General features: G+C 44.4%; 15 protein-coding genes. 1 reads left to right on the top strand and 14 read right to left on the bottom strand.

Features of this window, described 5'->3' with window-relative positions:
* Positions 1–130 precede the first annotated feature (130 nt).
* The 12 genes from K5609_RS14620 to rlmD all read right to left on the bottom strand — a co-directional run bounded on the left by K5609_RS14620 (position 131) and on the right by rlmD (position 12318).
* Positions 131–709, bottom strand: coding sequence for a YqaA family protein (locus K5609_RS14620; RefSeq protein ID WP_221074287.1), 579 nt, complete (start codon positions 707–709; stop codon positions 131–133).
* Complete coding sequence (locus tag K5609_RS14625; RefSeq protein WP_221074288.1) at positions 706–1347, bottom strand: protein-L-isoaspartate(D-aspartate) O-methyltransferase; 642 nt, start codon at positions 1345–1347, stop codon at positions 706–708. Before K5609_RS14625 ends, K5609_RS14620 begins: the two co-directional genes overlap by 4 nt.
* Positions 1347–2102 carry a 5'/3'-nucleotidase SurE gene (surE, locus tag K5609_RS14630; protein WP_016402837.1) on the bottom strand — a complete coding sequence of 252 codons (756 nt, stop codon included), beginning with the start codon at positions 2100–2102 and terminating at the stop codon, positions 1347–1349. Before surE ends, K5609_RS14625 begins: the two co-directional genes overlap by 1 nt.
* Positions 2083–3138: a tRNA pseudouridine(13) synthase TruD gene (truD, locus tag K5609_RS14635; protein ID WP_221074289.1), complete on the bottom strand. Its 1056-nt coding sequence runs from the start codon at positions 3136–3138 to the stop codon at positions 2083–2085. Before truD ends, surE begins: the two co-directional genes overlap by 20 nt.
* Positions 3139–3612 carry a 2-C-methyl-D-erythritol 2,4-cyclodiphosphate synthase gene (ispF, locus tag K5609_RS14640; protein ID WP_221077276.1) on the bottom strand — a complete coding sequence of 158 codons (474 nt, stop codon included), beginning with the start codon at positions 3610–3612 and terminating at the stop codon, positions 3139–3141. It lies immediately after the preceding gene.
* A 6-nt stretch (positions 3613–3618) separates the two neighbouring features.
* Positions 3619–4323: a 2-C-methyl-D-erythritol 4-phosphate cytidylyltransferase gene (gene ispD / locus K5609_RS14645; RefSeq protein WP_221074290.1), complete on the bottom strand. Its 705-nt coding sequence runs from the start codon at positions 4321–4323 to the stop codon at positions 3619–3621.
* 23 nt (positions 4324–4346) lie between these two features.
* Positions 4347–4634 (bottom strand): cell division protein FtsB, encoded by a 288-nt coding sequence (gene ftsB / locus K5609_RS14650; RefSeq protein ID WP_016402841.1) that lies wholly within the window; start codon positions 4632–4634, stop codon positions 4347–4349.
* Positions 4635–4770: 136 nt separating this feature from the next.
* A complete protein-coding gene (gene eno, locus K5609_RS14655) occupies positions 4771–6069 on the bottom strand; it encodes a phosphopyruvate hydratase (protein WP_221074291.1) in 1299 nt (432 codons plus the stop codon).
* Positions 6070–6132: 63 nt separating this feature from the next.
* Positions 6133–7764 carry a CTP synthase gene (gene pyrG, locus K5609_RS14660; RefSeq protein ID WP_221074292.1) on the bottom strand — a complete coding sequence of 544 codons (1632 nt, stop codon included), beginning with the start codon at positions 7762–7764 and terminating at the stop codon, positions 6133–6135.
* Positions 7765–7898: 134 nt separating this feature from the next.
* Positions 7899–8714 (bottom strand): nucleoside triphosphate pyrophosphohydrolase, encoded by an 816-nt coding sequence (mazG, locus tag K5609_RS14665; protein WP_221074293.1) that lies wholly within the window; start codon positions 8712–8714, stop codon positions 7899–7901.
* 22 nt (positions 8715–8736) lie between these two features.
* Positions 8737–10956, bottom strand: a complete 2220-nt coding sequence (gene relA, locus K5609_RS14670) for a GTP diphosphokinase (RefSeq protein WP_221074294.1) — start codon at positions 10954–10956, stop codon at positions 8737–8739.
* Positions 10957–11007: 51 nt separating this feature from the next.
* Positions 11008–12318, bottom strand: coding sequence for a 23S rRNA (uracil(1939)-C(5))-methyltransferase RlmD (gene rlmD, locus K5609_RS14675; RefSeq protein ID WP_221074295.1), 1311 nt, complete (start codon positions 12316–12318; stop codon positions 11008–11010).
* Between the two features lie 94 nt (positions 12319–12412).
* Between rlmD and barA the strand changes: the two genes are divergently transcribed.
* Positions 12413–15190 carry a two-component sensor histidine kinase BarA gene (gene barA / locus K5609_RS14680; protein WP_221074296.1) on the top strand — a complete coding sequence of 926 codons (2778 nt, stop codon included), beginning with the start codon at positions 12413–12415 and terminating at the stop codon, positions 15188–15190.
* Between the two features lie 80 nt (positions 15191–15270).
* Here barA and K5609_RS14685 read toward each other — a convergent pair whose 3' ends face one another.
* Both K5609_RS14685 and acpS read right to left on the bottom strand, forming a co-directional pair.
* Positions 15271–15570, bottom strand: coding sequence for a hypothetical protein (locus K5609_RS14685; protein ID WP_221074297.1), 300 nt, complete (start codon positions 15568–15570; stop codon positions 15271–15273).
* Between the two features lie 14 nt (positions 15571–15584).
* Positions 15585–15959, bottom strand: coding sequence for a holo-ACP synthase (gene acpS / locus K5609_RS14690; protein ID WP_221074298.1), 375 nt, complete (start codon positions 15957–15959; stop codon positions 15585–15587).

Below are 15959 nucleotides of genomic sequence, written 5' to 3' on the forward strand. Positions count from 1 at the left end.
TAGTACCCCACGCGTCTCTGCGTTGTAGGTTCCTGCATTGGTAACTGGTGCAGGGCCTCCCTCTCGACTACAAGCTTGTAGTAAGCATAAGAGCAATAAAAAACCTAAATAACGCAGGTAATTCATTTATTTAGCGAAGCAATAAGTACGCAACCACTGCCAAAGCCACTACCAACCAGCCCAAAATTTCTACATATTTACGAAGTTGTGCTTCCATTTTCTCCCCGCCCCACATCATCAAGCCAGCAACCAAGTAGAAGCGCATACCACGGCCAACCAAGGAAATAAGCAAAAATGGAATAAATGCCATATTTAAAATACCGGCTGTGAGGGTGAAGACTTTATAAGGCACAGGGGTAAAGCTAGCGACAAAGATGACCAATACTCCCCATTTCTCAAACCACTCAAAAGCCACATCCATTTTATGCTGATAGCCCACGGATTTAATAAATGGCTCTACCAGAGGCTCATAAAAAAACTGACCTAAGGCGTAACCTAAGGCCGCTCCTAAAACAGAAAAAATAGTTGCTAACATAGCAAAGCGTAGAGCTTTGTTGGGACGAGAAAGCGCCATTGGCGCGAGCATAACGTCTACCGGAATAGGCCAAAAGATAGATTCTATAAAACTCATCCCTGAAAGATAACGTACAGCGTGGCGGTGCTCAGACCACGTCATCACTCTATCGTATAAGGCACTAAATATTTTCACGCTAATTCACCATTAATTAAAGGAACAAAACGAACGGGTTCAAGATTATGCTGGGTAAAACCTTGGGGGTGTTTTTCTATCAAGATTAGAGCCTGTTGTTGCTGTTGCTCTCCGACAGGAATAATCATTCTGCCGCCAACGCTAAGCTGCCCGACCAAAGCCTGAGGAATAGCGGCGGCAGCTGCGGTAACAATAATGGCATCAAACGGCCCTTTGCTTGCCCAACCTTGCCAACCATCGCCATGTTTTGTTGCAACATTATGTAAGTCGAGCATCTTTAAACGACGCTTGGCTTGAAATTGCAAAGTTTTAATTCGCTCAACAGAGTAAACTTGGTCCACCAAAGAGGCCAAAACTGCTGTTTGGTAGCCTGAACCAGTACCAATTTCGAGAACTTTTTTCGGCTTAGTTTGTAGTAAAATTTCGGTCATTTTTGCCACAATATAAGGCTGAGATAAAGTTTGCCCTTGGCCAATTGGCAAAGCGGTATTATCCCAAGCTTGATGTGCAAGCGCTTCGTCAATGAAATACTGTCTCGGTAATTTCGCGATAGCATTCAGAACGGCTTGGTTTTGTATACCGTGTTGACGCAGTTGATTCACCAATTTCACACTATTTGGGCTTTCGCCAAATTGCATTACCTTGCCTCCCAATCCTTGATCCATGTGTCTAGTTTGCCAATAAAGCTGTGGGCTGTCATATCTATTGTTAAAGGTGTTATTGATACATAGCCCTGAGCAACTGCGTGAAAGTCGGTGCCTTCTCCTGCATCTTGCTTTTCTCCAGGTGGACCAAGCCAATAAATGTCGTGGCCACGTGGATCTTGTTGTTTAACCATCACTTCTGCACGATGCCGGCTGCCAGCCCGAGTTACCTTTACGCCCTTAATCTGCTCCATTGGCAAATCAGGAACGTTCACATTAAGAATTTGATTACTCGGTAAGGCATGCTCGCGCAGTTGCTTAATCAACTTTAAAGTTACTTCTGCAGCGGTTTGATAGTGCTTCCCTTCACTGCCTACTAACGATACAGCAATTGCAGGTAAACCCAAGTTTCTTCCTTCCATTGCTGCAGCAACGGTACCAGAATATAGTACGTCATCACCAAGGTTGGCACCTGCGTTAATACCCGCCACCACGAGTTCTGGTAGCTCATCCACTAACTCGTTAATCGCTAGATGCACGCAGTCTGTGGGCGTCCCCTTAACAGAGATAGTTTGTTCATCTAAGTGCACAATGCGTAAGGGGTTTTCTAGAGTTAAAGAGTTGCTGGCACCGCTACAATTGCGGTCTGGGGCAACCGTTAACACCGGCGCTAGTTGCTTTAAACACTGTGCTAAACACTGAATGCCAGGTGCATGAATACCATCATCATTACTCACTAATATGGTCATGACCTTCACCTTGACAGTTTACAATTTCACGCAAAATACTGGTGGCATAGTTACCAGCACTCAGATAAAAGCTCAGCACAAGATCATTCCCATCCGCCTTGGCACTAAACTGCTGGGGTTTAAGCGCTAAAGCTCTACGTTCCATCTTTAAGCCTGCTTCACTTAAGCCTGAAATTATCTCTGGGGAAGTCCCAAGAACACTAGTCTCAAATTTTAAAGCATCACCTAAGCTAGCTAGCTCGCCCTTGCCCACCATTGGCGCAGAAAGCTCAATCTCACCTTGTTGAAAACGCGCTAAGATATCGGCATCCACTTGTTCAGCAACAAAGTATGCATTGCTGCTAGCAAACTTCATCACATCGCCAGTTAAGACCTCTGAGAAATGTTGCTGAGCAATACGTTCACTCACTGCGCGGTTAAACACCAAACTACGCGCAGCAGAAAGGTAGATACTGCGTTTATCTCGATTCTTTACTCGCTGACCAGTAAACATCGCTAAGGCGCTGTCAATATTACTGGCGCCTCGTCCAAAACGCTGGGCCCCAAAATAGTTTGGTACCCCAGCTTGGGCGACTGACTCGGCGCGCGCGATGGCATCTTGCATGTCTGAAACGTCACGCAGACGGATCCGAAAATTATTTCCTGATAGCGCGCCGCGTTTTAATTTTCGATTGTGGCGTTTAATAGCGAGAACTTTAACACCCTCGCCCAACTGCTCTGGCAGCTCTATATTGGGTTTACCTGGCAATTGAATACTAAACCACTGAGTGGTTACTGCATGCCTGTCTTTTAAGCCCGCGTAGCTAATCACCTTAGGGCTTACTTGGCAGGCTTCGGCCAACATTTTAACCACCCATGAGGTATTTTCACCGGTTTTTTCTACCTTCACCATCATGTGCTCGCCGTCGCCACTAAACTCAAAGGGCAATACTTCGTCCACACAAAAGTCATCAGCTTGCTGTTTCAGTATTCCACTGCTCTGCGGTTTACCATGTAAGTAATTGAGCTGGTTGATCTCTTGTAAATAGTTGCTCACCTAGCATTTCTCCAATAACACAACTGCATGGCTAGAAATGCCTTCTTTACGCCCTTCAAAGCCGAGCTTTTCAGTTGTTGTGGCTTTTACATTAATCTGGCTTACATCGGCTTGTAAATCTTCTGCAATATTTAGCCGCATGGCTTCTATGTGCGGCGCCATCTTAGGTGCTTGGGCCACAATGGTTAAATCAAGATTTGCCAGTTTAAAGCCACGTTCAAATATCTGCGCAACCACTTGGCGTAATAAGATTCGCGAGTCGATGCCGGCATATGCCTGATCATTGTCGGGAAAATGGTGACCGATATCGCCTAAGGCTAGTGCGCCCAACAAAGCGTCACATAAAGCATGAAGGGCAACATCGCCATCAGAGTGAGCAACAAACCCTTGCTCATAAGGAATGGCAACTCCAGCAACCATTAATGGGCCATCTCCACCAAACTTGTGAACGTCAAAACCGTGGCCAATGCGAATACTCACTTATAAATCCTCTTCAGTCTGTTGCTGGCTGATAAACCATTTTGCTAAGGCCAAATCTTCTGGGCAAGTCACTTTAATGTTATCGCTACGCCCTGTCACTAAGCTCACCGGGCAGTTCGCCCACTCCATAGCAGACGCTTCATCGGTAATCACAGCGCCAGTTAACAAGGCATTTTGTATATTGTCTTTAAGCTGCTTAACCTTAAACATTTGCGGGGTTAATGCATGCCAAAGCTGTTCTCTCGACACCGTTTGGGCAATTTTGCCATCTGCCCCGCGTTTCATCGTATCGCGAACTTGAGTGGCTAAAATACCACCATATTGCTGTAGCTCTACGGCGCTAATTAATTTGCTAATGTCACTTTGGGTAATACAAGGCCTAGCCGCATCATGCACTAAAACCCATTCATCTTGCTTAGCCGCCTTGAGCCCAGCTAACACAGAGTCAGCCCGTTCATCGCCACCAATCACTGTATTAATGCGTACGTCTTTGGCTAAGGGTAATTGGTTAAACCAAGTGTCGTTGGGGTGCAATACAATGATTAAGTTTTTAATAGCAGGGTGGGATAAAAAGACCTTGGCGGTAGTTTCTAAAATGGTCTGCTCACCTAAACGCAAATATTGTTTAGGAAGAGAGGCTTGCATACGACTACCAATACCTGCGGCAGGTAACAGCGCAGTATATTGCTTACATTCAGGTTTCATGAAATGTTGATACTCGGAGCCACTTATTGTTCTATTTCGGAGGACGGAATTATGCGATAAAAGGTTTCACCCTGCTTAATCATGCCAAGTTCATTACGCGCATGCTCTTCTACCGCGTCTAAACCGCTGCGTAGATCAGCAATTTCGGCAACCAACACCGAGTTTCTCTGCGCTAATTCTTGATTTGCTAAGTCATGCTTGGTGACCTCTTCACGCAGCGCGAAATAGTCATTAAGCGAGTTTTTGCCAAACCACAGTTGATACTGCAACAGCAAAACAATCAATATCAGTAAAATCTTAAACGAACGCATGGTTCCTCCCTAACAGAGATAATCCCATAAAGCCGTTTGTTACTCCATAAGTAGCGTGTTATTTATCTAAATCCTAGGCAAAAAAAATCCCCGCTAGTGCGAGGATTTTTAAAGCTATCGGCTTAATTCAAAAGAATTACTGGCCTTTAACTTCTTTAAGACCGTTGTAAGGTGCTTTTGAACCTAGAGCTTCTTCGATACGTAGAAGTTGGTTGTACTTAGCAACACGGTCAGAACGGCTTAGTGAACCAGTTTTGATTTGGCCAGCAGCAGTACCAACAGCTAGGTCAGCGATAGTTGCATCTTCAGTCTCGCCTGAACGGTGAGAGATAACAGCAGTGAAGCCAGCGTCTTTAGCCATTTTAATTGCAGCCAAAGTTTCAGTTAAAGAACCGATTTGGTTGAATTTAATTAGGATAGAGTTAGCGATGCCGTTGTCGATACCACGCTTAAGGATCTTAGTGTTAGTTACGAACAAATCGTCACCAACTAATTGGATTTTATCGCCCATTAGTTTGGTTTGGTGAGCAAAACCGTCCCAATCAGACTCGTCTAAGCCGTCTTCGATAGAAACGATTGGGTACTGTTCAGTAAGTTCTTGTAGGAATACGTTGAATTCTTCTGAAGTGAATTTCTTGCCTTCGCCTTTAAGGTCGTAGATGTTTGCTTCTTTGTCGTAGAACTCAGATGCAGCACAATCCATAGCTAGAGTAATGTCTTTACCTAGCTCGTAACCAGCGTTAGCAACAGCAGTTTTAATTGCAGCTAGTGCAGCTTCGTTTGACTCAAGGTTTGGAGCGAAACCACCTTCATCACCAACAGCAGTTGAGTGACCGCCAGCTTTAAGTACTTTAGCTAGTGCGTGGAATACTTCAGCGCCCATTCGTAGGCCTTCACGGAAGTTAGCAGCGCCAACAGGCTGAATCATAAATTCTTGGATGTCTACGCTGTTATCTGCGTGCTCACCACCGTTGATGATGTTCATCATTGGAAGAGGCATAGAGTAAACACCTGAAGTACCGTTTAGGTCAGCGATGTGAGCGTATAGTGGTACTTTCTTAGAAGCAGCAGCAGCTTTAGCAGCAGCTAGTGAAACAGCTAGGATAGCGTTAGCGCCAAAGTTAGCTTTGTTTTCAGTGCCGTCTAGGTCGATCATGATTTGGTCAAGCTCAGCTTGAGCCAATGCGTCTTTACCAGCAAGTGCTTCAGCGATTGGGCCGTTTACAGCTTCAACTGCTTTTAATACACCTTTGCCTAAGTAACGAGCTTTATCGCCGTCACGTAATTCTAGGGCTTCACGTGAACCAGTTGATGCGCCAGATGGAGCAGCAGCCATACCGATAGAACCGTCAGCTAGGTGTACTTCAGCTTCTACAGTTGGGTTACCGCGTGAATCCATGATTTCGCGACCAAGTACTTTTACGATATTAGACATTACTAATTTCCTCTATATAAATGAACTTATAACTCTCTAAAAAACGTTACCCGCTAATTCAGTCTAGCGAGCTTTATTAAATTCACCAGCTGCCTTTACAAACCCTGCAAACAATGGGTGTCCATCGCGAGGCGTAGACGTAAATTCAGGGTGGAATTGTGCTGCCACAAACCAAGGGTGAACTGGATTTTCAATGATTTCTACTAACTTTTTGTCAGAAGAAAGACCGGTTACTTGTAGGCCTTTCGCGGTAATTTTTGGCAAAATAGTATTATTAACTTCGTAGCGATGGCGGTGACGTTCATAAATTTCTACACTGCCATACAGTTCTGCAACTTTAGAGCCTTTGGTTAAATGACAAAGCTGCGAGCCAAGGCGCATTGTGCCGCCTAGGTCTGAGTCTACATCGCGAGTTTCTACTTTACCGTCTTCATCAATCCACTCAGTAATCAAACCTACCACTGGGTGTTTTGATTTAGGGTCAAACTCACTAGAGTGAGCACCTTTAAGGCCAGCTACGTTACGTGCGTATTCGATTAACGCCACTTGCATACCTAAACAAATACCCAAGTAAGGTACCTTATTCTCACGAGCATATTGCGCGGCTAAGATTTTACCTTCTACGCCACGTTCGCCAAAACCGCCCGGTACCAAGATCGCGTCTAAGTCTTTAAGTACATCCGTACCTTTCACTTCTAGATCTTGCGAATCCACATACTGAATTTTCACACTCAAACGGTTTTTAAGTCCGCCGTGTTTTAGTGCTTCGTTAACTGATTTGTAGGCATCTGGTAACTCAACGTATTTGCCTACCATACCAATCACAATCTCATTGGTTGGATTAGCTTCTTCGTAGATAACTTGTTCCCACTCGCTCAAATCCGCTTCTTCACAATTGATACCAAAACGTTCGGTAACCAGAGCGTCTAAGCCTTGAGACTTAAGCAATGCTGGGATTTTATAGATGCTATCAACATCTTTTAAGGAGATTACCGCACGGTCTGGTACGTTAGTAAACAAGGCGATTTTTGCGCGCTCGTTAGCCGGAATCGCACGGTCGCTACGACAAATAAGAATGTCAGGCTGAATACCAATAGAACGCAACTCTTTTACCGAGTGCTGAGTAGGCTTAGTTTTTACTTCGCCAGCAGCACCTAAATACGGTACTAAGGTTAGGTGCATGTACATGGCGCGTTCACGACCAATTTCAGTACCTAATTGACGAATAGCTTCTAGGAACGGCTGCGATTCAATGTCACCTACAGTGCCACCGATTTCAACAATTGCTACGTCTACACCTTCGCCGCCCGCCACAACGCGCTCTTTAATCGCATTGGTAATGTGAGGAATAACCTGAATGGTTGCGCCTAGGTAATCACCACGACGTTCTTTAGCCAATACATCAGAATAAACACGACCAGTAGTGAAGTTATTACGCTTAGTCATTTTGTTACGAATAAAACGCTCGTAGTGACCCAAATCTAAGTCAGTTTCAGCGCCATCTTCGGTTACAAATACTTCGCCGTGTTGGATCGGACTCATTGTGCCGGGATCAACGTTAATGTACGGGTCAAGCTTCATAATGGTCACTTTAAGACCGCGAGCTTCGAGGATCGCAGCTAATGATGCAGCGGCAATACCTTTACCCAAGGAGGATACTACGCCTCCAGTGACGAAAATGTACTTTGTTGTCATGTCTAACCTGAGAAGTTGGATGTGTTAAGGGCGTATCTGCGATACTTTGACGGGGGCATAGTATAGCAAAGCCTCTTTAACACCACAATCAATGTCACTCTATCAAGACTAAGATTTAGTGGTTTTGTTGTAAATCAATCTTTGTAACTTTCTTTCACTTTATCCCACAGCGCATCCATCTCTGTTAGGTCCATATTTTCTAATGTTTTTCCTGAATCCCTTGCCAATGCTTCGACACCCTGGAATCTACGGGTGAATTTTTGGTTAGCAGAGCGGAGTAAATCCTCAGCGTCAAAATCACAAGCCCGGGCTAAATTTACGCAAGAAAACAACAAATCACCGATTTCTTCGGCAATATCTTGCTGATTGTTCTCAGCGATGGCCTGTTTCACTTCAACTAACTCTTCTTCTACTTTATCGATAACAGGTGCCACATCTGGCCAATCAAAACCCACGCTGGCACAACGCTTTTGTAACTTTTGAGCACGACTTAATGCCGGAAGCGCCAAAGGAACATCATCTAATACACTTAAGTTGCAGGATTGCGCTTTACTGGCGCGCTCTTTAGCTTTTTCTGCTTCCCAATTTGCCTTAATGGCTGCTTCATTGTTAAACGCTTGCTCAGTGAAAACATGAGGATGACGGCGAATAAGCTTTTCGCAAATGCCATCCACCACATCAGCAAAATCAAAATCGCCCTGCTCTTTAGCAAACTGCGCGTAAAACACCACTTGAAACAATACATCACCCAGTTCAAGCTTCACTTCTGAAAAGTCTGCTTGCTCTAAAGCTTGGTTAATTGCATCTGCCAGCTCGTAGGTTTCCTCAATGGTATAAGGAATAATACTTTGCCAATCTTGTTTTTGGTCCCAAGGGCAACCCGTTTCTGGGTCGCGCAGCTGCGTCATAATGCTTAACAGCGTCTCTATGCTATAAGGGCGTTGTGACATTGAAATGAAAATTCCTGAATAGTTAGCGTAAACGGCGCGCTTCGATAATATGGTTAAGCTGATTTATTTTGGCTAATACCCGCGATAAGGTTTCCAAGTTATAAATCTCTATTTCCATATCAATGGTCGCGGTTTGGCTTTTTACATCTGAGTGGCTTTGCATACCCATTACATTCACTTTGTCGTTAGCCAACACAGTGGTGACATCTCGTAATAAACCGCTTCTATCATTGGCAATAATGCGAATAGTTAAACTATAACTGCTGGCAGTATTGTCGCCCCATACAGCGTCAATCACTCGCTCTGGTGTGCGACTCACTAACTCAGCTAGCTGTTCACAGTCGTGACTATGAATAGAAATACCACGCCCTTGGGTAATAAAGCCTTTAATACTGTCACCCGGAATAGGCTGGCAACATTTAGCGATATGAGTCATCAAGTTGCCAACGCCATCTACCACGATGGAATCTTTAGCCCGCTTTTTCTTTTGGCCGTGATGCTCTGCCTTTTTGGCAATGGTTTCTAATGCTTGGCGATCTTCTTCTTCTGCAGTTGGCTTATTAAGCGTAGCCTGCAAATGATGAATTAATTGGCTCAGCTTTACATCACCCGCGCCAACAGCAGCTAGCAAATCTTCGAGATTTTTAACATTGAAACGCTTTACACACAGTTCTGCATCACTTAGTTTAAAGCCATGTTTATGCAGCTCTGCTTCAAGCAGCTCTTTACCAACAACTTGGTTCTTGTCTTTGTCTTGTTTTTTAAACCACGTAGCAATTTTATTGCGTGCACGTGAAGACCTAACATATCCCAAGTTAGGATTGAGCCAATCGCGGCTGGGGCTAGCTTCTTTTTGAGTAATAATCTCGACTTGCTCACCGGTATGTAGCTGGTAGGTGAAAGGCACAATTCTGCCGCCAATTTTGGCACCAATACAGCGATGCCCTACTTGGCTATGCACGTAGTAAGCAAAGTCTAAAGGCGTGGAGCCGGCGGGTAAATCTATCACTTCACCGCTTGGGGTAAATACATATACCCGGTCGTCAAATACTTGAGAACGCAGCTCCTCAAGCATTGCACCATTTTCGGCAATATCATCTTGCCAAGCTAACAGCTTACGCAGCCAAGCAATTTTATCTTCAAAATCATTTCGGCCACCGCTGCCACCCTCTTTATACTTCCAGTGTGCGGCCACCCCAAGCTCAGACTCTTCATGCATTTGCTTGGTTCTAATTTGTACTTCTATCGACTTACCTTCTGGCCCAATCACTACGGTATGAATAGATTGGTAGCCATTGGGTTTAGGGTTAGCCACATAGTCATCAAACTCACTGGGGATGTGGTGCCAAGAGGTATGCACAATGCCTAAAATGGCATAACAATCTTGCAGTTTTTCAGCAACAATCCTAATTGCACGCACGTCAAACAACTTATCGAAAGATAAGTCCTTTTTCTGCATTTTTCGCCAAATGCTATAAATGTGTTTTGGTCGCCCATAAACCTCAGCTTGAATATTCGCACCGGAGATATCTTGTTGTAATTTGGCGACAAAGTCGTCGATATATTGCGTTCTAGCAAGGCGTTTTTCATCTAGCTGCTTAGCAATTTGCTTGTAAGTAACGGGATGCAAATAGCGAAAGGTAAAGTCTTCGAGCTCCCACTTTAATTGGCCTATCCCCAAACGGTTCGCTAGCGGAGCATAAATATCTTGGCTTTCTTTAGCGGCTAAAACCCGAACTTCTTCTTCTTCATTTTTTACTTCTCGTAAAAAACAAATACGCTCAGCCAGCTTAATCACAATAGCGCGAACATCACCCACCATGGCCAGCAGCATCCGCCGCACATTATCTATTTGGCCTGAAGACAGGCTTTTGTTTTGACCGGTTCTTAGCGCCTTCATTGCGTCCATTTGCGCCGCATCGTGACGCAATTTTATAACTTCATCGCTAAACTGAGGGCTTAGCTTTTCTTCTGCGAGCAAACCAGCATCAACAAAAGGAAATAACAGCGCAGCTTCTAGGGTAGGCAAATCCATGTTAAGGGTAACTAAGATTTCCACCATCTCCTTACCCTTGGTTAAACAACGATGGACTTGGTCTTTATCTGCTTCTAAAGCACGAAAGTAGTTGCTGGCGGCAAATAGATGCTGTTGATCTTCTACCGCAATATCAAGGCTAGCAACCCATTGATTCTCATCAAATAACAGTTGTTCATTTAGATGTGTTTCTCGTACCGAAACCATACAACAAAATTTCCTATATAAATGCTACAAACACGGATTCGCCGTCAACGATTAACGTTCAAATAAGGCCATGGTTTCTGCATGTTCAGTATGTGCAAACATGTCAATTAAGGCCAGTTGACTTAAACGATAACCCGCATGTTTAAGCACCTTGGCATCTCTCGCTAAGGTAGCAGGATTACATGAGACATATACTACGGTGCTTGGACTAAGCTTGGCAACCTGCGAAATGGCAAGTTTTGCCCCTGCTCGGGCTGGGTCGAGCAATACTTTGTTAATTTTAGTTTTTTGCCAAGCCATAGCGGTTTCTGCCTGCTCTAAATCACCGCAAAATGCACTAACGTTGCTTAAACCATTTGCCTCAGCATTAGCTAGCACTTGCTTAGTCATTGCTGTAACCCCTTCAACCGCAATCACTTGCTGCGTTTTTTGCGCCAGAGCCAAGCTAAAATTACCAATGCCGGCGTACAAATCCAGTATTTGGTCCTCTGCACAAGGCTGTAACCACTCTAAAGCTTTAGAAACCAGAGCTTGATTCATGGCTTCATTCACTTGAATGAAATCACCGGGCGTGAAGGCTAAGCGCAAATCCTGTTCAGCCAAATCGTAGTAAGCCTGCTCCCCCATCAAATAGCTCGATTGCTCATCGGTAGCGATGACTAGTGCTATTAAATGTTGCTGAGCAAAGCTGCGTAATTGCGCTGCAATTTTATCAGAAGGCTGGTTACGAACACGAACCCGGCAAACAATTTGCGGCTGGCAGTCAATAAGCTCGATATGACCTAAATTGATAGACTTTGGCCATGTTTTTATTAATTGTTGAAGAGGCACCAGTAGAGCCGACAGCTGAGGCTTAAGCACAATGCATTCTGATATAGCCACAATGTCTTTACTGGACTTTTTACGAAAACCAAGCAGCCAACCACGCTGCTTATCAAACCAAGTGCTCAAACGTGTAGCGCGTCGGTAATGCCAATCATCTCCACTTAATATTTCAAACTCGGGCAAGTCATGATAACCAGACTGGCGGCTGATGAGCTCAGCTACCGCTTTTAGTTTGTAATCTCGCTGAGCCTGCGCCGACAAATACTGGGCACTACACCCACCACACTCTTGGTAGAACTGACAAGCAGGCTCGATACGCTGGGGCGCATCATTTAAACGTTTAAGTAACTTAGCTGGGCCCGATTTAGCACTAGGCAATACATCAACTCGCTCTCCAGGCAACACCCCGTCAACAAAATAGGTTTTGCCTTGGTGTTTTACCACTCCGTTTAAATGGTGATCAAGCGCTAGAACCTGAGCGTCTCTAATTGCCTTTATCGAGGATGATTTTGCTTTTGCTTTAAAAAATTGGGCCATAGAAGAGACTTATTTACTCGGTGAATACAAAAAAGGACGGGCTTATGTCATCATAAGCGATTGGAACCATGTCATTTTCCCATAAGAAACATTTATGACCAAGTATGGCTTACGCGCCCGCGTATATATTCTCACCATTATACCTACTCTTTTTGTTGGTATCTTGTTAGCGAGTTATTTCACCTTTAACCGCAACCAGCAATTAGATAACTTTGTTATTGAACAGGGTGTGAATGTTATTGAGCCTCTCGCCATTGCCAGCGAAGTAGGCCTAAGCCGCTATAATCGCGAAAAAGTTAAATCACTAATTAGTGTTACTCACCGCAAAATGTCTCCGCTGATCAAAAGCATAGCGGTGTATGACAAACACAACCAACTTTTTGTAACCAGCAACTACCATCGCAATATTCGCTTGCTACAAAGTGACCCAGAACTACCGCTGCCACAATCAACTCAGGTAGAAATTTACCCTAACCGAATTATTTTGCGAGCCCCCATCTGGGCGGAAGCAGAAGGCAGCTTTGCCGCCTTTAGTAACGGTAAGCCTGAACTGCTTGGCTACATATCAATGCAGTACAACAAAGATCGCGCCTTATTATTGCAATTTAGAGATACCACGGTAGCACTGTTTATCGTGTTATTTGGCGTACTGATTAGTGTGTTATTCGCCTTCCAATTAAGTAAGCAAGTGACCCAACCGATTACTAACATGGTGAATATTGTTGACCGGATCCGCCAAGGGCGCTTAGATGCGCGTGTTGATGGCAGCTACACCGGTGAGTTAGGTTTGCTAAAACACGGTATTAACTCAATGGCCAAATCGCTGGCCGAATACCATGAAGAAATGCACCAAAGCATTGACCAGGCAACCAGTGATTTGCGTGAAACGCTTGAACAGATTGAGATCCAAAACATTGAGTTAGATATTGCTAAGAAAGAAGCCCAACAAGGCGCTAAAGCTAAATCTGAATTCTTAGCCAATATGAGCCATGAGTTACGAACACCGTTAAATGGTGTAATTGGTTTTGCCCGTCAGCTATTGAAGACCCAGTTAAACAGCAATCAAGCGGACTACTTACTAACTATTGAAAAGTCAGCTAATAACCTACTTGCCATCATTAATGACATTCTTGATTTCTCTAAATTGGAAGCTGGCAAACTCAAACTAGAACGCATTGAGTTTAACTTTCGCGATACCATTAACGATGTAGTCACCCTGCTCGCTCCTAGCGCCCAAGACAAGAATCTAGAGCTTAACTTGCTCATAGATCCTGAGGTGCCAGAAGGCTTGCGTGGCGACCCACTGCGCTTGCAACAGGTGTTTACTAACCTATTGGGCAATGCGATTAAATTCACTCACCAAGGTGAAATAACGGTTGCGATTAGCTTAGTTAAACAGCAAGGTCAGCAAGTGGTGCTGAATGCGTCAGTAAAAGATACCGGCATCGGTATTTCTAAAGAACAGCAATCACAATTATTCCAAGCCTTTAAACAAGCTGATACCAGTATTAACCGCGAATACGGCGGCACTGGCCTAGGGCTAGTGATTACTCAAAAGCTGGTTCAACACATGGGTGGCGATATCAAACTTAGCTCAGAGCCTGAGCAAGGCGCAGTGTTTAGCTTCGATATTCACCTAGAGTTGGCCAACATGGTATTGGGGGCTCCGCTCCCATTAACTGCCCTTAGCCAGCTGTCAGTATTAATGTATGAACCGCATCTAGTAAGCCAATCGGTTGTCATCGGATTAGCTCAACAATGGCAATTACCCTTGAAAACCGCGACCGACGAAGCGCAGTGGCAGTCACTGATCAAAGACTTCTCAGGCACCGTCATTATTGGTCATAGCAACTGGCAAACTCTGAGCCCACTAGAGAAGAAAATAAGTGATGCTTTAGAACGTAACTCGGAAGTGATTGTTTTAATTAACTCAAACGACCCAGATATTCACCAACAAGTCATCGAAGCAGGTGCCAAACACTGCCTTAGCAAACCGATTAATCATCGCAAACTTGCTCACGCATTGGTGGATGAAAAAATAGTAGCTAGTGCAACGATTACGCCAATGGCTAAAGTGTCCCGTTCAAAGCTCGTGCTTAAAGTATTAGCTGTGGACGATAACGCAGCCAACTTAAAACTGATTTCTGCCATGTTGCACGAGCTAGTCACCCAAGTTGATACCTGTACTAACGGCTTAGAAGCTATCACTAAAGCCGAAGAAGAGAGTTACGACCTGATCTTAATGGATATCCAAATGCCGATTTTGGATGGTATCAGTGCTACCGAAAAAATTCGCCAAGACAGTAAAAATGAGCAAACCCCTATTATCGCGGTTACCGCTCATGCTCTAGCTGGCGAGAAAGAGCTGTTGTTGGGCCAAGGCGTTGATGACTACTTAGCCAAGCCTATTGATGAGTCTTCACTAGAAAAGCTGATTCATCGCTGGCAGCCCAACGCCAAACTATTGAGTAGAGAAAATCTAGCCGCAACCTTAGAGCAACCTAAGTTAATTGAATTTGAAAGTGCTAGCTTGTCCTGGCAACTGGCCATGCAACGCGCCAATAATAATCAAGCCTTAGCCATAGATATGTTTGTCATGTTGCAGGACAGCTTTGTTGAGATAGAAGAAGCAATTGAGCAGATATTGAATCAGCAAATAAACGCCGATGAATTTGTACTGTTGGTTCATCGCTTCAGGGGAGGTTGTGCATACAGCGGCTGTAAGCGTTTAGAGTCACTATCAACCACCATTGAAGATAGCCTACGCCAACACGGTGATGTTGCCCAGGTGGAGCCAGAGTTATTGGAATTAAGTGATGAAATCGAAAAGGTCAAACAGGCTGCCAAGCAGTTAAATCAGCAGCTAAGCTAAACATTCACTAGACTACAAGCAAAATAAAAGCCGCATAATAGCGGCTTTTTTCTTTGGCAAGTGATAACTACACAGGCTAACTAAATATCCTGATTAGCTTCTTGCTCTTTAAGAAAGCGCCCAGTTAATATTTGGCCGCGATTGCGATTGCAGTACCAGTTGTAGAAGGGGTAACTAACTAAACCAAATAAGGCTGTCACTAAGGCATTACTAAAGGGCGAAATAATCATTGGCAAAACAGCCTGAATAATACTGCCACCATTCATTACGGTGTAAATAAGTAATGCCAAGCCGGCAATAACACCCACACCAAAACCCACTAAAGCCAATAACTTCATTAGACCAAATAAGTCTAACTGAACGCGATATCGTTCAACCAATGTTCTTCTCCTAATTAGCGCTCTAATACCACGGTAGCCACCGCGTAATCACGCTCATCACTTATACTAATAAACTGGCTACTTACCCCAAGTTGCTCACACAAGGCCAGTGCAGCGCCGTTAAATACCAGCTCAGGTTTACCAAAATGGTTATTAGATACTTCTATTTGCTGAAAACCAACTCCTTTAGCAATCCCGGTTCCCAGCGCTTTTGCGGCTGCCTCTTTGGCAGCAAATCGCTTAGCCAAAAAACGAGCGGGAGCAGCGTGTTGCTCAAAACGAGTAAGTTCGACTTGGGTTAATACTCGCTTAGCCAAAGCATGCATTTGCTTGCTATTGGCTATTCGCTCAACTTGAACGATGTCGGTACCTAAGCCTACTATTGCCAC

This window comes from Agarivorans aestuarii (assembly GCF_019670125.1).
Classification (GTDB): domain Bacteria; phylum Pseudomonadota; class Gammaproteobacteria; order Enterobacterales; family Celerinatantimonadaceae; genus Agarivorans; species Agarivorans aestuarii.